Source organism: Pseudomonas sp. BN607, assembly GCF_029871175.1.
Classification (GTDB): domain Bacteria; phylum Pseudomonadota; class Gammaproteobacteria; order Pseudomonadales; family Pseudomonadaceae; genus Aquipseudomonas.
The window spans coordinates 128,902-146,600 of sequence record NZ_SSOE01000061.1; the positions used below are offsets into that span (position 1 = coordinate 128,902).

Sequence of the window (17,699 nt, forward strand, 5' to 3'; positions counted from 1 at the left end):
TAACAGGCAGTGATCGTCCGCCAGCCCTGCTTGTCGCTCATGCCGCGCTCCTGTGCCTGGCCAGGCGGGGTGGATATCCCGCCAAAGCCGATTATGCTTCAGATACCTTGCTGCGATCCGAGGCGGCCAGCCTCGTCGTGCTTCGCGCAACCAAAGCAAGCCCTAGGGCCTGGGTGCGACGGTGAAATGGGTATGAGGTGCTCCGGCCTGCATGATGACATGACGGAGGCAACCCATGGCGGTTCTCGACAGCGCATCCACGGGCAGTAGCGCGCCCCAACGCGGTATCACCAAGGAGGAGCGCAAGGTCATCTTCGCCTCGTCCCTGGGCACGGTATTCGAATGGTACGACTTCTACCTGTACGGCTCCCTGGCGGCGATCATCGCCAAGCACTTCTTCGCCGGGGTGAATGAAACCACCTCGTTCATCTTCGCCTTGCTGGCCTTTGCCGCAGGCTTTGCCGTGCGCCCGTTCGGCGCCATCGTGTTCGGCCGCCTGGGCGACATGATCGGGCGCAAGTACACCTTCCTCATCACCATTGTCATCATGGGCCTGTCCACTGCGGTGGTGGGCCTGCTACCGGGCTACGCCACCATCGGCGTGGCCGCGCCGATCATCCTGGTCACCTTGCGCTTGCTGCAGGGGCTGGCGCTGGGCGGCGAGTATGGGGGTGCTGCCACCTATGTGGCCGAGCATGCGCCCAAGGGCCGACGCGGCTTTTTCACCGCCTGGATCCAGACCACCGCCACCCTGGGGCTATTCCTGTCACTGCTGGTGATCATGGCCTGTCGTACGGCCATGGGGACGGAGGTGTTCGAGGCCTGGGGCTGGCGGATACCGTTCCTGCTGTCGATCCTGCTGCTGGTGATTTCGGTGTACATCCGCATGCAGCTCAACGAGTCGCCGGTGTTCATGAAGATGAAGGCCGAGGGCAAGGCATCCAAGGCGCCACTGACCGAATCGTTCGCCCGCTGGGACAACCTCAAGGTGGTCATCATGTCGCTGCTCGGTGGTACCGCCGGCCAGGCCGTGGTGTGGTACACCGGGCAGTTCTATGCGTTGTTCTTCCTGTTGCAGATGCTCAAGATCGAACCGCAAACCGCCAACCTGCTGATTGCCGGGTCGCTGTTGATCGGCACACCTTTCTTCATTTTCTTCGGCAGCCTGTCTGACCGCATCGGCCGCAAGAAGATCATCATGGCCGGCTGCATCATCGCCGCGCTGACCTACTTCCCGATCTTCAAGGCGCTGACCGAATACGGCAACCCGGATGTATTCGTTGCCCAGGAGCAGAACCCGGTGGTGGTGGTGGCCGACCCAGGCCAATGCGCATTCCAGTTCGACCCGGTAGGCAAGGCCAAATTCACCAGTTCCTGCGACATCGCCAAGAGCCTGCTGGCCAAGCGCGCCATTCCGTATACCAATGAAGCGGCGGCGCCCGGCAGCGTGGCACAGATCCGCATTGGCGAACGGGTGTTGCCGAGCTTTGAGGGCAGCAGCCTGGCGGCGGCGGACTTCAAGGGGCAGAGCGACGCGTTTACCGCAACCTTGAGTGGGGCATTGAAAGAGGCGGGCTACCCGGAAAAAGCCGACCCGGCGAAGATCCACTACCCGATGGTACTGTTGCTGCTGACCATCCTGGTCATCTACGTGACCATGGTCTACGGGCCGATCGCCGCATGGCTGGTGGAACTGTTCCCGGCGCGCATCCGCTACACCTCGATGTCGCTGCCTTACCACATCGGCAACGGCTGGTTCGGCGGCTTTCTGCCGACCGTGGCATTTGCCATGGTGGCCGCGACCGGGGATATCTATTACGGGTTGTGGTACCCGATCGTGATTGCCGTGATGACGGCGGTGCTGGGGATCTTCTTCCTGCCGGAAACCAAGGACCGGGACATCACTCACACCTGAAGGTGAGCTTGCCTGTGCTGGCCCCTTCGCGGGCAAGCCCGCTCCCACAGGAACTGCACTGGTTTCGAGGCCTGTGCAGTCCCTGGACTGCAAAGCTTTAGAGGCCTGTGCTGTACCTGTGGGAGCGGGCCCGCGAAGAATCCAGCATGGTGGATGGCACGGGCTTCGCCCATGTTCGCGGGGGAAATTGAGCAAGCCAGTTCTTCCCCAGGTACTGCATCAGCCTCAAGCCTGCGGGGTACCTGTGGGAGCGGGCTTGTCCCGCGAAGCATCCAACAGGGTGCATGGCATGGGCTGCGCCCGCGTTCGCGGGACAAGCTTGCCCGCGAAGAGGCCGGTACAGGCAACCCATCAATCAAAGTAACCGCGCAGCCCGAACGCATACCCGGTGTCCACAGCGGTCGCCTCACCGCGGCTCCAGCGCTTCTTCAGCACGAACTCGAACGCCGGCTCGTACAACCCGTCGCGCACCACTGCTCCCGCCAGCACCTCGACGTCGTACCAGCCATTTTCCAGTTCGATGATCGGCCGCCCCGGCACCTGGTAACGCGCCATCAGGTCGCCCAGGGTCTTGGGCGTGAAATGCTGCAGGATGCGCCAGGTGTACAGCATCAGGGCACCGTGCTCGACCCGCAGTACATAACCGTTGCGCCGGTGTTTCAGGCGGCTGCCGGCCTCGCGCAAGGCCGGGGTGTGGTTGTCGAGGGTGAACAGGATGCGGTAGGGCAGGTTGTCGACACCGGCCAGCGGTAGCACGACGCCTTCGCGCACCGCCTGGTCGCCGCTGTCACCGTGGGTGAACGCATGAGCCAGGTCGTCGGGCAGTTGATGGTCTTGCTTGAAGCGCTCGAGCAACTGGATATCGCCGAGCAGAAAGTAGTCGACCAGGTCGTTGAGCACTTCGCTGAATTCGTGGCGCATCTGTTTTCCTTATTGGTGCGCATTGGGGGAGGGACAATGGGCGTTCAGTGCTTCTGGGCAATCTGGATCAGGTTGCCGCACGTGTCGTCGAACACCGCTACGGTGACCGGCCCCATACGGGTAGGCGGCTGGGTGAACTGCACGCCCGCAGCGCACAGCCGGGTGTATTCGGCCTCGATGTTACGCACGCCGAACGAGCTGGCGGGGATGCCATCCTGTTTGAGCGCGGCCTTGTATACCTTGGCCGCCGGGTGCGCGTCGGGTTCGAGCAGCAGTTCGACCCCATTGGGGTCGTTGGGCGAGGTCAGTGTCAGCCAGCGATGCCGGCCCATCGGGATGTCATGTTTGGGCTCGAAACCGAGTACGTAGTGGTAGAAAGCCAGGGCCTTGGCCTGGTCGTCGACGAGGATGCTGGTGACCACAATCTTCATAAGCGCACACCGTTTACCTGGGGCCGATGACTCTCAGTAAAGACGTTCAGGCGTTTTTGACCAGTGGCTGCATCGCTCCTTGGGCTTGTTTCCAGCTGGGTGGCAGCAGAGGCGCGTCCTATCGTTGGCCTGGCGTTACCAACCCACCAAGGAGTGAAATGCATGCAAGAAGAATCGATGAAAGACCTGCCGGACGCCCATGATGAGGATCAAGCGGAAACCACCGCGCCGTCTGCAACGCTGTCCCGACGCAAGCGCGGTGCGGCTCCGGTTGTCGGAATGCCCTGTGAGTCGGGGTACAAGCAGATTGGGGACGACTGCATTCGGGCGAACCCCGGGTTTGAGTGATGCACTGGGCCGGGGCAACCCGGCCCTTACAAAAAACCTGCTCAAGGCATAGGTAAATCCTTCAGCTCCCAGCGCCCACCCACCGCGAGTCGGGGGTACAGTGTGAGGCATGATCCCAGTCTGCCCAGACCAGCGTCGGAGAGGTCCCCTGTGGCTGCCTATACCTTGCGACAACTGAAGTACTTCGTCACCACCGTGGAAGCGGGTAGTGTGGCCGAAGCGTCACGCCAGCTGTACATCGCTCAGCCGTCCATTTCCACGGCCATCAAAAGCCTGGAGGAAAGTTTCGGTGTACAGCTGTTCATCCGCCACCACGCCCAGGGCGTGTCATTGACGCCCAGCGGCAAACGTTTCTATGCCAAGACCAAGTCCCTGTTGCAGATGGCCCATGAGTTCGAACAGAACGCCCTGGCCGACAACGATACCGTCGCCGGGCAAATCGACATTGGCTGTTTCGAAACCGTGGCCCCGCTGTACCTGCCGCGCCTGATCGCCGGCTTTCGCCAGCGCTACCCAGGCGTGGACATTCGCCTGCGCGACGGTGAACAGCAGGACTTGATCCAGGGCCTGACCGCCGGCACATTCGACCTGGCATTTCTCTATGACCACGACCTGGACGGCACCATCGAGGCCGAGCCCTTGATGCCGCCGCAGAAACCCTACGTGCTGCTGCCGGAGCACCACCGTTTTGCCGGCCAGGCCCAGGTATCGCTGCGCGACCTGTGCCCCGAGCCGATGATCCTGCTGGACGTTGCTCCCAGTCGCACCTACTTCGTCAGCTTGTTCAACGAATTAGGGCTGACACCGAACATTGTCTTCAGCTCACCCTCGATCGAGATGGTGCGTGGCATGGTGGGGCAAGGCTTCGGGTTTTCGCTGCTGGTGACTCGCCCGCATTCGGAATACACCTACGACGGCCAACGCCTGGTCATGCTGGATATCACCGAACCGGTAGCGCTGTCGGGGCTGGCCGCTGCGTGGTTGAAGCGGGTGCAGTTGACCAAACCAGCGCAGTTGTTCGTGGAGTTCTGCCGGGAAGAGCTGGCGAAGTTCTAAGGCCCGCTCTGCATCGCCCCCGGCAGGTTTACGCAAGCCGGTGGCTCAGAACCAGCGATCGTTCTTTTTGCGCCCGCGGGTGAGCGCCGGCAGGATCAGCCCCGCGAGCAAGCCCGCGCCGGCGATGCTGCCGCCATAGACCATGTAGCGCATCATCACCTGCTTGTTCTCGTCCCCCAGGCGCGCCTGGGTATCGCGCAACGCCGACTGGCTTTGGTCGAGCTGCTCGTTCAGGGCTTTGTTGCGTGTCTCCAGTTCGTCGATCAGCTGTTTGCGCGAGTCGAGCGTTTCCTGCGTGCCTTGCACGCGGCGCTTCCAGCTGTCGTCGATGGTATTCAACTGTCCGGTGAGTTCCGCGACCTTGGCTTCGAGCTCCGGCAGCCGCTCGTTCTGCCCAGGCACCGCCTGCAAGTCATTGCTGAGGATCCATACCACGTCGCCATTCTGCCCGCGTACCTGGCTGTAGTTGCCCTGGCTGCCGATCAAGGTGAGCTTCTGGCCGGACTTGAGCGTGCCGACGATGCGGTGGCCGTCGGTCGGGCCGCTGCGCACGTAAGTGCTCAGGCTATCGCTGACCCAGCGTGCATCGCTGGCAGGCTCTTCGGCGTGTACCGGTGCGGCCAGGGCCACGAGTGTGGCGATCAGGCCGCCGCGCAGTGCAGTGAGGGCGGAGGCAGTTGGGCGGGAATCGGGCATGTTGGGTCTTCGCTGAAACAGGACAAAAGTAGGCCCGGTGACTGGGCCGGTGAACCGGTCGGTGGGTTGACCGTCAGCGAAAGACCGTATTTTTGTCAGCAGGTTCATCACCGGAGGTCGGAAATGTCTGCAGAATGTTGCAGCACCCGCCCTATAGCCCCCTGGGTATCCCGCAATACCGGATGGCCGTAAGCCCCTATGGCCAATGGCAGGGCTAGACTCAAACGCTCATACACGTTCATGGAGCAGGGCCATGACTGCCAAGAACACCATCTGCCTCTGGTATGACCACGACGCAGAGCAAGCGGCACATTTCTACGCCAGCGTTTTCCCCGATAGCCAGGTGGGTGCGGTGCACAAGGCACCGGGTGACTACCCCTCGGGCAAGCAAGGTGATGTGATTACCGTGGCGTTCACCGTAATGGGGATTCCCTGCATAGGGCTCAATGGCGGCAAGGCGTTCAGCCACTGCGAAGCGTTTTCGTTCCAGGTGTGTACCGAGGATCAGGCCGAGACCGACCGCTTGTGGGATGCCATCGTCAACAACGGTGGCGAGGCCAGCGTGTGCGGCTGGTGCAAGGACAGGTGGGGGATTTCGTGGCAGATCACGCCGCGGGTCCTCATCGAGGCCTTCGCCCACCCCGACCCTGCGGCGGCCAAGCGCGCGTTCGACGCCATGCTGCAGATGGGCAAGATTGATGTGGCTGCTATCCAGGCGGCGCTGGCGGGCTGACGCAGGCGCCAATGATGCGCCTACGCTACTCCAGCTCGCGGCTCTGGCAGGTTTTCGCTCAACCCTGCCAGCCACCCCCCAATACCTTGTACAAAGTCACCCGGTTCTGTTGTTCGACCAGTTCCAGGCTGATCAGCGTCTGCTGTGCCGAATACAATGAACGCTGCGCATCCAGCACCTCCAGAAAACTTTCCGACCCTTGTTTGTACAGCGCCAGCGACAGGTCGTAGCTCTTCTCGGTAGCGCTGGTCAGGCTGCGCTGGGCGTCCAGCCGTTCATTGACATGCCCGCGCACGGCCAAGGCATCCGCCACCTCACTGAACGCGGTCTGCAAGGTCTTTTCATAAGTGGCAAGCTCGATATCCCGGCTGACCTTGGCCGCATCCAGCGCTGCACTGTTGCTGCCGGCATTGAAGATCGGCAGATTGATCGACGGCGCAAAGCTCCAGGCACGGCTGCCGCCAGCGAACAACCCCGACAGCTCGCTGCTGGCAGTACCACCGCTGGCGGTCAGGGTGACGCTGGGGAAGAACGCCGCTCGCGCCGCGCCAATGTCAGCATTGGCTGCCTTCAATGTGTGCTCGGCGGCCAGCACGTCCGGGCGCTGTTGCAGCAGGCTCGAAGGCAGGCCCGCCGGTACGCCGACCAGCAGCGCTGCATCGAGGCGGGCACCCCGGGGCAACAGCGTGTCATCCACGCGGCACCCTGCCAGCAGTTCCAGGGCATTGCGGTCCTGTTCAACCAGGCTTTGGTAGTTGGCGACGTCCGCCCGCGCCGACTCCACGGTACTCAATGCCTGTGCCAGGCTGAGGCCGGACTCGCCACCCAGCGCGTGGCTCTGCTGCACCAGATCGAGGGTCTTCTGCTGGCTGGCATAGGTCTCGCGGGCCAGCGCCAGCAACTGCTGGTCGGCGGCCAAGGTCATCCAGGCGCTGGCGACTTCCGCCACCAGGCTGATCCGCGTACTGCGCCGGGTCTGTTCCAGCGCCAGGTAGTCCTCCAGCGCGGCGTCCTTGAGATTGCCCAGGCGGCCGAATAGGTCCAGCTCGTAACTGCTCACCCCCAGGCCAACGCTGTACTGGCTGCTGACCGCGTTGCTGCCATTACTGACGCTACGCTGGCGGGTGCCGTCAGCGGTAGCGGACACCGCCGGGAATAGGGCCGCCCGCTGGATGCGATACTGCGCGCGCTGGTACTCGACATTGAGCGCCGCTACCCGCAGGTCGCGGTTGTTGGCCAAGGCCAGGGCGACGGTGTCGCGCAGGCGCGTATCGACGAACAACGACTGCCAGCCGATCTCGGCACTGGTGCTGCTACTGGCGGTGGGGGTTGGCCACTGCTCGGCCACGGGCGCCGCCGGGCGCTGGTAGTCAGGGGCCAGGTTGACGCAGCCGCCAAGGGCCAGCACCAACATCAACAGAGGGGGCATGCGCATCAGGCTTCTCCTGCGACAACGTTGCGGCGTGGGGCGTTGCTGCGTGTGGCCAGGCGCTGCACCTGCACATAAAACAAGGGGATGAAGAACAGGCCGAGCAAGGTGGCGGCGAGCATGCCACCGAGTACGCCGGTACCGATGGCCTGGCGCCCGCCGGCCCCGGCGCCGCTGCTCAGGGCCAGTGGCAACACGCCAAGGATGAACGCCAGCGAGGTCATCAGCACCGGTCGCAGGCGAACACGCACGGCTTCCAGGGTGGCGGTCAACAGGTCCTGGCCACGCTCGTAGCGTTCCTTGGCGAACTCCACGATCAGGATCGCGTTCTTCGCCGCCAGGCCCACCGTGGTCAGTAGCCCGACCTGGAAGTACACGTCATTAGCCAGCCCGCGCACCCCGGTCAGCAACACCGCGCCTAGGATGCCCACTGGCACCACCAGCATCACCGCGAACGGCACCGACCAGCTTTCGTACAATGCCGCCAGGCACAGGAACACGAACAGGATCGAAATCGCATACAGCAGCGGGGCCTGGTTGCCGGCCAGGCGTTCCTGGTATGACTGGCCGGCCCAGGCATAGCCGATACCTTCAGGCAGCTGTGCCATGATCTCTCCGACTGCCGCCATGGCGTCGCCAGAGCTGACGCCCGGGGCCGGCTCGCCAACCAGTTCGTACGAACCAAAGCCATTGAAGCGCTCCAGCAGCGGCGAAGCCGTGCTCCACGAGGTGCGGGTGAACGCCGACAGCGGCACCATGGCATCGCTGTCGTTGCGCACGTACCAGGCACCGATGTCTTCGGCCAGCATGCGCTTGTCGGCTTCGCCCTGCAGGTAGACTTTTTTCACCCGGCCGGCATCAACGAAGTCGTTGACGTAGCTGCCACCCATGACCGTGCTCAGGGTGTCGTTGATGTCGCTGGCCGCCACACCCATGGCGCCGGCCTTGCGGTCATCGATGCTGACGTTCAGTTGCGGCGTGTCTTCCAGGCCCTGGGCGCGCACATTGGCCAGGCGGGGGTCCTTGGCAGCCAAGGCGATGAACTGGTCACGCGCCTTGAGCAGCTCGGCGTGGCCGAGGCCGGCCAGGTCCTGCAGTTGCACGTCGAAGCCGGCACTCTGGCCCAGGCCCTGGATGGCCGGCGGGGCGATGACGAAGACATTGGCGTCGAGGATCTTCGACAGCGCCCTGTTGGCCCGCTGCGCCACGGCGGCAGCACTGTGCTGTTCGCCCTGGCGTTCGCTCCAGTCCTTCAGCTTGATGAAGCCACGCCCGGAGTTCTGTGCGTTGCCGCCATTACCCAGGCCGCGCACGGTCAGCAGTGAAGCCACTTCAGGTTGCTGCAGCATGTAGTCCTGCACCTGGCGGCTGACTTCCTGCAGCCGCTGGTCGGTGCCGCCCACAGGCAGGGTCATCTGCATCATCAGCATGCCTTGGTCTTCCTCGGGCAGGAACGCGGTGGGCAGCTTCTGCAACATCAGCACCACGCCACCGAGCACCAAGGCGTAGACCATCAGGCCCCGCAGCGGCCGCGCCAGCACCTTGGCAACCCCCTGCTGGTAGCGCAGGGCATTGCGCTCGAAGGTGCGGTTGAACCAGCCGAAAAAGCCCTGGCGCGGCTCGCCGTGGGCGGTTACTGGCTTGAGCAGGGTGGCGCACAAGGCCGGGGTCAGGGTCATGGCCACCAGCACCGACAGCGCCATGGCTGCCACCAGGGTGACCGAGAACTGCCGGTAGATCACCCCGGTTGAGCCGCCGAAGAACGCCATTGGCACGAACACGGCCGACAGCACCACGGCAATGCCGACCAATGCGGCGCTGATCTCGCTCATCGACTGGCGCGTTGCTTCGCGCGGCGACAGGCCTTTTTCCGCCATGATGCGCTCGACGTTCTCCACCACCACGATGGCATCGTCGACCAGCAGGCCGATGGCCAGCACCATACCGAACATGGTCAGGGTGTTGATCGAGTAGCCAAGGATGGCCAGTACGCCGAAGGTACCCAGCAGCACCACCGGCACGGCGATGGCGGGGATCAGCGTGGCGCGCAGGTTCTGCATGAACAAGTACATGATCAGCACTACCAAAGCGATGGCCTCGAACAGGGTCTTGACCACTTCCTCGATGGAAATCTTCACGAACGGCGCGGTGTTGTAGGCCACCTCGCTACGCAATTGCAGCTTGCCGGGGAAGAACTGCTCAAGCTCGGCCAGCTTCGCCTGCACCGCTTCGGATACGTCCAGGGCATTGGCGCCCGTAGCCAGGCTTACCGCCAGGCCGCCGGAGGGCCGCCCATTGTGTTCGGCGACCACGTCATAGCTTTCACTGCCCAACTCTACCCGGGCCACGTCGGCCAGGGTCACCACGGCACCGGCGCTGTTGTGCTTGAGCACCAGTTCGCGGAATTGTGCAGCGGTCTGCAGTTTGCTGCGGGCGTTGATGGTGGCATTCAGTTGCTGGCCGGCACGCGCGGGCAGGGCACCCAACTGGCCTGCGGAGGTGTCGACGTTCTGCGCCTCCAGGGCACTGCTCACGTCCGACGGCATCAGCGCATACTGCTTGAGCTTGTCCGGGTCGAGCCAGATGCGCATGGCGTAGCTCGACCCCAGCGTGGTTACCTGCCCGACGCCGCTGACCCGGCTGATCTGGTCGTACAAGGTGCTGGAAATGAAGTCGCTGATATCGGTGGCGCTGACGTCCGGGTTGTCCGACACCAGCGACAGGATGATCAGGAAGTCGCTGGCCGAGTTGTGGATTTCGATGCCTTGCTGCTGCACGGCTTCGGGCAGCCGCGCCTTGGCCTGCTCCAGCTTGGTCTGCACCAGCATTTGCGCGGTGTTGATGTCGGTGCCGGCCTCGAAGGTGAGGGTGATCGAGGCACTGCCCGCCGAGCTGCTGCTGGAGGACATGTAGGTGAGGCCGTCGAGGCCGGTCATCTGTTGCTCGATCACCTGGGTTACCGAATCTTCCATCGTCTTGGCCGATGCACCGGTATAGCTGGCCTTAAGGCTGATCTGTGGCGGAGCGATGTTGGGGTACTGGGCGAGCGGCAGCTGGAAGATCGCCAGGCCGCCACCGAGCATCACCAGAATGGCGATGACCCAGGCGAAGATCGGCCGGTCAATGAAGAATCGTGCCATGTCATTCGCCTCGCTGGCTGTCGTTGCGGGCCGTCAGGCTGCTGTCCTGCACTTGCACCTGCACTTGCTGGCCGACGCGGACCTTCTGCAGGCCCTGTACGATCAACTGGTCACCCGGCGCCAGGCCCTGGCTGACCCACCAGCGGTTGCCAACGGCGCGGGCCAGGGTCAGCTCGCGTTGCTGCACCTTGCCGTCGACCACCACCAGTGCGGTAGCGCCGCCACGCTCATCGCGGCTCACGCCCTGCTGCGGCACCAGGACCGCATCGGCCTGCACGCCTTCTTGCACCGTGGCTTTCAGGTACATGCCGGGCATGAGCAGGCCGTCGGGGTTCGGCACCACGGCGCGAAAGGTTACGCTGCCAGTGCTTTCATCCACGCTCACGCCGTTGAAGGTGAGGGTGCCGGCATGGGCGTAGGTGCTGCCGTCCTCCAGTTCCAGGCTGATGCGCGTGGCGTCCTGCTGTGGGCTCGGTGCCAGCTTGCCCTCGGCCAGCTCGCGTTTCAGGCGCAGCAGGGTGCTGCTGGGCTGAGTGAAATCGACGTAGATCGGGTCCAGCTGCTGCACGGTGGTCAGCGCCGTGGTCTGTTCGGCGGTGACCAGTGCGCCAGGGGTGACCGACGAGGTGCCGGTGCGGCCTTCGATCGGCGCATTGATGCGGGTGTAGTCGAGGTTGATCCGCGCGGTGCGCTGCGCAGCCTGGGCCGATTGCAGGCTGGCGCGGGCTTCTAGCAGGGCGGCCTGTGCGCTTTCGTTGTCTTCGGCGCTGATGGCGTCGAGCTTCACCAGCTGTGCATCGCGTCTGGCCTTGAGCTGAGCAGCCTTGAGCGTGGCACGCGCGGAGCTGACAGTGGCTTCAGCCTGGGCCAGGGCTGCCTGGTAGGTTTGCGGGTCGATCTGGTACAGCGCCTGGCCGGCCTTGACCCTGTCGCCTTCGTTGAACAGGCGTTTCTGGATGATGCCGCCGACTTGCGGACGGATCTCGGCAATCAGGTGGGCGCTGGCGCGGCCGGGCAGGGTAGTGGTCAGGGCCTGGGCGGCGCTGGTCACTTCATACACCGCGACCTCTTGCAGCGGTGGTTGCGCGGCAGGGCTTTCGGCCTCGCGGCAACCGCCGATGACCAGCAGACCGGCCCCCAGCAGCAGGGCACGCGCCAGCGGCGAACGGGCGAACATCAAGGAGTGGAATAACGTAGGCATCGCAGGCTCCGAGCCAGGGGTTTCGATGCCGCCAGCGTGCGCGGCAATTGTGCAGGCAATGTGCAGAAAGCAAGGAGATTGCCCGGCATACCTTGCGGCACCCCGGCCTGCGCGCTTCAATACGGGCCATTCCAATGTGCCGGCGGTGCCATGAAAGTCAGCCTATCGCGCAAGTTCTTCTTCGCCATGCTCGCGGTGTGCGCATTCGCCGTGCTGGGCATGGTGTTTGCCGCCTACCTGAGCCTGAAATACGGTTTTCTCGGCTACCTCAACCAGCAGGCGGAAGAACGCATGGAGCGCATCGTGCCGCGGGTCGAGCAGGCCTATGCGCGCCATGGCAGCTGGGATTTCATCCGCCGCGACAAGGACCAGTGGTTCGAGCTGCTGCGCCCAGACGACGCCCAGCCAGACAAGGTCTTCGACCCCAGCCAGCTGACCGTCTCGGACCTGACCGGGGCATTCGTGCGCTTTGCCTTGCTCGACGCCCAGCGCCAGCCGATCATTGGCTACCAGGCGGCGCCCGCCGACATGCTGCTGCGGCCCATTCGCCATCAGGGCCAGGTGGTCGGCTGGATGGCCCTGGCGCCGCTGCAGTCGGTGACCAGCATTGGCGACCAGCGCTTCCAGCTCAACCAACTGCGCTCAAGCCTGCTGATCGGCCTGGCCTGCCTGCTGGCCACGGCGGTGATCGCCTGGTGGTTGAGCCGCGCCTTGCTGCGGCCGATTCGGGAAGTGGCCAGCGCCACCCATCGCCTGGCGGCGGGTGATTACGCCATCCAGCTGCCGGTGCGCTCGGCGGACGAAGCCGGGCAGTTGGCCGAGGACTTCAACCGCATGGCCGCCACGCTGGCCAGCAACGAGCGCCTGCGGCGCGACTTCATGGCCGATATTTCCCACGAACTGCGCACGCCGCTGGCGGTGATGCGCGCCGAACTGGAGGCCATGGAAGACGGCATTCGCCCGCTCGATGGCAATGCTTTGCGTTCGCTGCAAGGCGAAGTGGGGGCCCTGAGCAAGCTGGTCGACGACCTGTTCGAGCTGTCACTGGCCGAGGTGGGTGGCCCCACCTATCGCCGTGAACGCATCGACCTGTGCGTGCTGTTGTCGGTTGTTGCCGAAGCCTTTCAGGCCGGTTTCACCGAGCGTGGCCTGGAACTGCGTGTGGAAATACCCGGCGAACCGTTGTGGGTACTGGGCGACGAGGCACGCCTGGGCCAGTTGTTGCACAATTTGCTGGAGAACAGTCGCCGCTACACCGATGCCGGTGGCCACACGGTGTTGCGGGCACTCCAGGAAGGGGATCAGGTGCTGGTGCAGTGTGAAGATACCGCCCCCGGCGTGGACAGCGCCTCGCTGGCGCGCCTGTTCGAGCGTTTTTACCGGGCTGAGCGCTCGCGTAACCGCGCCAGTGGCGGCACCGGGCTGGGCCTGGCGATCTGCCGTGGTATCGCCGAGGTGCATGGCGGCCGGTTGACGGCCAAAGCCTCGGCCATGGGTGGGCTGTTGCTGGCGTTGACCTTGCCGGTCGCGGGAGAGCAGGCATGAGCCGGATTCTGCTGGTGGAAGATGAGCCCAAGCTTGCGGCATTGGTGGGCGATTACCTGCGCGCGGGCGGCTATAGCGTCGAGCACCTGGCCGACGGCCTGGCGGTGATTCCGGCCATTCGCCAGGGCCAGTACGCGCTGGTGTTGCTCGATCTGATGCTGCCGGGCCGTGACGGCCTGGATATTTGCCGCGAGCTCCGCGGTTTCAGCCGCGTGCCGTTGATCATGATGACTGCCCGTGTCGACGAGATCGACCGCCTGCTGGGCCTGGAGCTGGGCGCGGACGACTATATCTGCAAGCCGTTTTCGCCGCGTGAGCTGGTGGCGCGGGTCAAGGCGGTGCTGCGCCGCAGTGGCGAGCAGCCTGGCAGCCTCGGCCTGGAGCTGGATGCTCGGGCGTTCCAGGCACGCTATCGGGGTGTGGCACTGGAACTCACGCCCGTGGAGTTCCGCATGCTGGCGGCGCTGGCGGTGCGCCCGGGGCAGGTGCTGTCGCGCGACCAGTTGATGAACCACATCTACCAGGACCACCGGGTGGTGGCTGACCGCACGGTGGACAGCCATGTGAAGAACCTGCGGCGCAAGTTGACCGCGATTACCCCGGCGCATGACCCGATCCGCTCGGTGTATGGGGTGGGGTATAGCCTGGAGTTCGAATAACCCGTGTGAAAGCTTGCGCGGTCCTGCAGGGGACCGCGCAGGCCTCAAGGGTCAGGTTTCGGACATTTCGCTTGCTGCCGCCGGTTTCAGCGAAGCCTTCTTTTCCTGCACCACGATGTAGAACTCCTCGCCATGTTTCACGGCGCCGTACAGCACGGCCTTTTCGATCAGTTCGTTGCCACGCAGGTGACGCAGCATCATCGGGTCCTTGCGCAGGTCGCGGTACAGCGCCAGGCACAGCAGCACCATCACCACCACGAACGGCAGGGCCACGACGATGGTCAGGTTCTGCAGCCCGGTCAGCGCCTTGCCGGGGTCACGCGGGTCGCCGATCGCCAGCATGATCGCCGCCACCGTGCCGGTCAGCGCGCCCCAGAAAATCACCGTGCGCCGGGAGGGCGTGGTGGTGCCATGTTCCGACAGCGTGCCCATCACCAGCGAGGCCGCGTCGGCACCGGAGACGAAGAAGATACCCACCAGCACCATTACCAGCACCGAGGTCGCCGAAGCCAGCGGGTAGCTGTCAAGCAACTGGTACAGCGCATGGTTGCTGTTGACCGCGCCGTTGGCCAGCTGGAACGCGCCTTCGCGCAGTGCATCGATGGCGGCGCCGCCGAACACGGTGAACCACACCAGGCTGACCAGGCTCGGTACCAGCAGTACCCCGGTAACGAACTGGCGGATGGTGCGGCCGCGGCTGATGCGGGCGATGAACATACCCACGAATGGCGTCCAGGATATCCACCAGGCCCAGTAGAACACGGTCCAGCCGGCCAGCCAGCTGTCCATCTGTTCACCGCCGCTGGCGTTGGTGCGGGCCATCATTTCCGGGAGCATCTTGATATAGATGCCGAGCGAGGTCGGCAGCAGGTTGAGCATCAGCAGGGTCGGCCCGACCATGAACACGAACACCGCCAGCACCAGCGCCAGCACCATGTTGATGTTGGACAGCCACTGGATGCCCTTGCCGATGCCCGACACCGCCGAGGACACAAAGGCAACGGTCAGCAGGGTGATGATCGAGATGTAGAACAGCTTGCCGGGGCTTTCGACCCAGCCGTTGTACTCCAGGCCACCGGCAATCTGCAGGGCACCCAGGCCCAGCGAGGCGGCTGAACCGAACAGCGTGGCGAAGATCGCCATCATGTCGATCAGGCGGCCGAGCGGGCCGTTGGCGTGCTTGCCGATCAATGGCCGGAACGCGGCAGAAATCAACTGTGAGCGGCCCCGGCGGTAGGTGCCATAGGCAATCACCAGGCCGACGATGGCGTACATCGCCCAAGGGTGCAGGGTCCAGTGGAACAGTGTCGTGGCCATCGCCACCTGCATCGCTTCGCTGGTCTGCCCGCTGGCCGAACCTGGCGGTGGTGACACGTAGTGCGACAGGGGCTCGGCCACGCCGAAGAACATCAGGCCAATGCCCATGCCGGCGCTGAACATCATTGCCACCCACGACACCGTACGAAATTCTGGCTGTTCGCCATCACGGCCCAGCGGTACCCGGCCATAGCGGCTGGCCGCCAGCCACAGCACGAACACCACGAACAGCGTGGAGGTGAGCACGAAGAACCAGCCGAAATTCAGAATGACCCAGGATTGTGCACCTGAGGCGCTGTTGGCCAGGCTGGCCTGGTTGAACAGGCCCCAGAGCACGAAGGCGATGGCCAAAAGGCTGGTGAAACCGAAGACGATCCAGTCCAGCTTGCCCTCGAAATGCCGGTCTTGGCGGGCTTCTGCGGTTTTCGAGGGGTCGGTCACGCCAAGGTCGAGTGTTTCGTTGATGTGTTCCTTTGCCATGAATGATGAGGCCCCTGAGTGGCTTACCTGCGCGGGCAGGCTTGTTGTTGTGTGGGCTACCGAGGGCGCTGATGGCCTCGGCGGGGTGAGGTGCTGGCGCGATTATCCTGCGCGGTAAACGGCGGCACCTGTCCCGATAACGCCCTGGGGCGTCCATTGCGCGACTTGGCAAATACTTTTAGTTCTGGGGGCAGTGGCCCATTCTGCCTCGGCTTCTGGTACCCTGATGGGCATTACCCCGGCCCGCACATTCGAGCCGCGTAGAAGCGCTGCTGCCTGTGGGCTTGGCCGTACCAGGAAACGGAGATTCGTCAACATGGCCACTGACCGTGTGAGCCTGATTCATTTCGATAAATTGAGCATGAGCCCTGCCGCTGCCGATCGGTTCCAGAAAGCCCTCGACGCGCTGGAAACACTCAAGCTGCAGGACCGTTACGTGTACCTCATCGCTCCTTATCTGGGTGATATCGCTGACGCCTCCGATGCCGAGCAACTGGCCACTGCAGTGGATCAGGGGCTGCGCGTGGTCGATGAACTCGTGGCTGCCCACTCGGTGAGCAAGGGCAAGGCCGAGGAAGTGCGCCAGGTATTCAATAACGCCGGCGAGCGTGCACGGGCAGAATTGACTGGCTGAGTGGTGGCATGGCCAAAGGCATCGACAACCCCTGTGTTTCGTTATGCCAGCTCAATAGCGAGCTGTGCGTGAGCTGCGGCCGTACCCGAGAAGAAATCCGCAAATGGCGGGGCATGAAGCGCCCCGAGAAGATGGCCACCGTGCAACGCGCGGCGACGCGTATGAAGGCCATCACCAAGAAAGCGGCCAAGCGGCAGAGTGCCGACTGAGCGCGCAGGCCCGCGAACGCCCCCCCCACACAGTGCTTCTGGCCGATGAAAGGCTGTCCTCCTCGCCGCTGATGGTCCAGACTGTCTCTGGCACGCATCGATGATTGCTGCAGTCGACCACAGGAGGTGGCAGCCTTTCGCCACCGCGCGGGGTCGCCGGATGTTACATGTGCCGAGGGTCGTAGATGATCGAGCGTTGCTTTCGCCACGCCCTGCTCCTGTTGTGCCTGTCGCTGCTGCCCGTGGCGGCGGTAGCGGACGATGCCTGCCGACGGCTGACCGCTACTGGTAACCCTGAATACCCGCCCTACCTGTGGCGTGACCCGCTAAACCCTCAGCAATTGATTGGTGCCAATGCCGACCTGCTCAAGTACCTGGGCAAGCAATTGGGGCTCGAAGTCGAGGTGGTCTACGGAGGGCCGTGGTCGCGTGCCCAGGAAGAAGTTCGCACCGGGCGTATCGACTTGCTCGCCGGTTATTTCCAGACCGACGCGCGCCGCCAGCAGATGGACTTCATTGCCCCGCCTTTCCTGTACACCCCCAGCGTGATCTGGGTGCGTCAGGACAATGCCTTCGCCTACCGGCAATGGTCCGACCTCAAGGGGCGCAAGGGCGGTACTTTGGTCAATAACAGCCACGGGCAGCAGTTCGATGACTACGCCCATGCCAACCTCACCCTCGAAGCGGTGCCCGGCGCCCGGCAGGCGTTCGAGAAATTGATGCACAAGCGCAGCGATTACGTGGTGTACGAGCAGTACCCCGGCATGGCGCTGGCGCGGACCTTGGGTATTGCAGGCACTGTGCAGGTGCTGCAGCCCCCTGTGTCCAGCGAAGGGTTGTACCTGGCAATTTCGCACGATTCGCCCTGCAACCGGCCGCAGTTGCGCGAGGCACTGGCGCGCGAGATGGCGAAGATCGTGAGTGGAGATTTGCCCGAGCAACTGGTGAAGCAGAACCTGGAGCGCTGGCAATAACTGCCTGTGCG

Annotated in this window: 16 protein-coding genes; 9 read left to right on the top strand and 7 right to left on the bottom strand. The window is 63.9% G+C overall.

Features of this window, described 5'->3' with window-relative positions; translation table 11 throughout:
- Window positions 1-235 precede the first annotated feature (235 nt).
- Window positions 236-1,915 carry an MFS transporter gene (locus E8E68_RS18505; RefSeq protein WP_266030115.1) on the top strand — a complete coding sequence of 560 codons (1,680 nt, stop codon included), beginning with the start codon at window positions 236-238 and terminating at the stop codon, window positions 1,913-1,915.
- A gap of 351 nt (window positions 1,916-2,266) precedes the next feature.
- Here the strand turns inward: E8E68_RS18505 and E8E68_RS18510 are convergent, their stop codons facing one another.
- Together E8E68_RS18510 and E8E68_RS18515 are read right to left on the bottom strand one after the other, a co-directional pair.
- On the bottom strand, window positions 2,267-2,836 hold the full coding sequence (locus tag E8E68_RS18510; protein WP_266030116.1) for a hypothetical protein: 570 nt from the start codon (window positions 2,834-2,836) through the stop codon (window positions 2,267-2,269).
- Between the two features lie 44 nt (window positions 2,837-2,880).
- A complete protein-coding gene (locus tag E8E68_RS18515; RefSeq protein WP_266030117.1) occupies window positions 2,881-3,267 on the bottom strand; it encodes a VOC family protein in 387 nt (128 codons plus the stop codon).
- A 162-nt stretch (window positions 3,268-3,429) separates the two neighbouring features.
- On the opposite strand from E8E68_RS18515, the gene E8E68_RS18520 reads away from it, so the two are divergent.
- Complete coding sequence (locus E8E68_RS18520) at window positions 3,430-3,615, top strand: hypothetical protein (protein ID WP_266030119.1); 186 nt, start codon at window positions 3,430-3,432, stop codon at window positions 3,613-3,615.
- A gap of 150 nt (window positions 3,616-3,765) precedes the next feature.
- Window positions 3,766-4,671, top strand: a complete 906-nt coding sequence (locus E8E68_RS18525) for a LysR family transcriptional regulator (RefSeq protein WP_110744181.1) — start codon at window positions 3,766-3,768, stop codon at window positions 4,669-4,671.
- A gap of 45 nt (window positions 4,672-4,716) precedes the next feature.
- Here E8E68_RS18525 and E8E68_RS18530 read toward each other — a convergent pair whose 3' ends face one another.
- Window positions 4,717-5,367 carry a TIGR04211 family SH3 domain-containing protein gene (locus E8E68_RS18530; protein ID WP_266030120.1) on the bottom strand — a complete coding sequence of 217 codons (651 nt, stop codon included), beginning with the start codon at window positions 5,365-5,367 and terminating at the stop codon, window positions 4,717-4,719.
- 253 nt (window positions 5,368-5,620) lie between these two features.
- Between E8E68_RS18530 and E8E68_RS18535 the strand changes: the two genes are divergently transcribed.
- The gene (locus tag E8E68_RS18535; protein ID WP_266030121.1) at window positions 5,621-6,100 is read left to right on the top strand and encodes a VOC family protein; all 480 of its coding nucleotides are present in this window, start codon (window positions 5,621-5,623) and stop codon (window positions 6,098-6,100) included.
- A gap of 58 nt (window positions 6,101-6,158) precedes the next feature.
- Here E8E68_RS18535 and E8E68_RS18540 read toward each other — a convergent pair whose 3' ends face one another.
- The 3 genes from E8E68_RS18540 to E8E68_RS18550 are packed head-to-tail and all read right to left on the bottom strand — an operon-like array spanning window position 6,159 to window position 11,870.
- Window positions 6,159-7,535 carry an efflux transporter outer membrane subunit gene (locus E8E68_RS18540; RefSeq protein WP_280343591.1) on the bottom strand — a complete coding sequence of 459 codons (1,377 nt, stop codon included), beginning with the start codon at window positions 7,533-7,535 and terminating at the stop codon, window positions 6,159-6,161.
- Window positions 7,535-10,669 (bottom strand): efflux RND transporter permease subunit, encoded by a 3,135-nt coding sequence (locus E8E68_RS18545; RefSeq protein ID WP_280343594.1) that lies wholly within the window; start codon window positions 10,667-10,669, stop codon window positions 7,535-7,537. Before E8E68_RS18545 ends, E8E68_RS18540 begins: the two co-directional genes overlap by 1 nt.
- Window position 10,670: 1 nt before the next feature.
- Window positions 10,671-11,870 (bottom strand): efflux RND transporter periplasmic adaptor subunit, encoded by a 1,200-nt coding sequence (locus E8E68_RS18550; protein ID WP_280343597.1) that lies wholly within the window; start codon window positions 11,868-11,870, stop codon window positions 10,671-10,673.
- A 150-nt stretch (window positions 11,871-12,020) separates the two neighbouring features.
- Here E8E68_RS18550 and E8E68_RS18555 point away from each other — a divergent pair, with 150 nt between their 5' ends.
- Window positions 12,021-13,415, top strand: coding sequence for an ATP-binding protein (locus E8E68_RS18555; protein ID WP_280343600.1), 1,395 nt, complete (start codon window positions 12,021-12,023; stop codon window positions 13,413-13,415).
- Entirely contained in the window at window positions 13,412-14,074 is a 663-nt protein-coding gene (locus tag E8E68_RS18560) for a response regulator (protein WP_280343603.1), read from the top strand. The genes E8E68_RS18555 and E8E68_RS18560 overlap by 4 nt, the downstream gene beginning before the upstream one ends.
- A gap of 51 nt (window positions 14,075-14,125) precedes the next feature.
- Here E8E68_RS18560 and E8E68_RS18565 read toward each other — a convergent pair whose 3' ends face one another.
- Window positions 14,126-15,871 (bottom strand): BCCT family transporter, encoded by a 1,746-nt coding sequence (locus tag E8E68_RS18565; protein WP_266030128.1) that lies wholly within the window; start codon window positions 15,869-15,871, stop codon window positions 14,126-14,128.
- Between the two features lie 316 nt (window positions 15,872-16,187).
- Between E8E68_RS18565 and E8E68_RS18570 the strand changes: the two genes are divergently transcribed.
- The 3 genes from E8E68_RS18570 to E8E68_RS18580 all read left to right on the top strand — a co-directional run bounded on the left by E8E68_RS18570 (window position 16,188) and on the right by E8E68_RS18580 (window position 17,688).
- Window positions 16,188-16,505 carry a hypothetical protein gene (locus tag E8E68_RS18570; protein WP_266030129.1) on the top strand — a complete coding sequence of 106 codons (318 nt, stop codon included), beginning with the start codon at window positions 16,188-16,190 and terminating at the stop codon, window positions 16,503-16,505.
- Window positions 16,506-16,513: 8 nt separating this feature from the next.
- Entirely contained in the window at window positions 16,514-16,714 is a 201-nt protein-coding gene (locus E8E68_RS18575) for a DUF1289 domain-containing protein (RefSeq protein WP_280343606.1), read from the top strand.
- A gap of 185 nt (window positions 16,715-16,899) precedes the next feature.
- The gene (locus E8E68_RS18580) at window positions 16,900-17,688 is read left to right on the top strand and encodes a transporter substrate-binding domain-containing protein (protein WP_280343609.1); all 789 of its coding nucleotides are present in this window, start codon (window positions 16,900-16,902) and stop codon (window positions 17,686-17,688) included.
- Window positions 17,689-17,699: the final 11 nt, after the last annotated feature.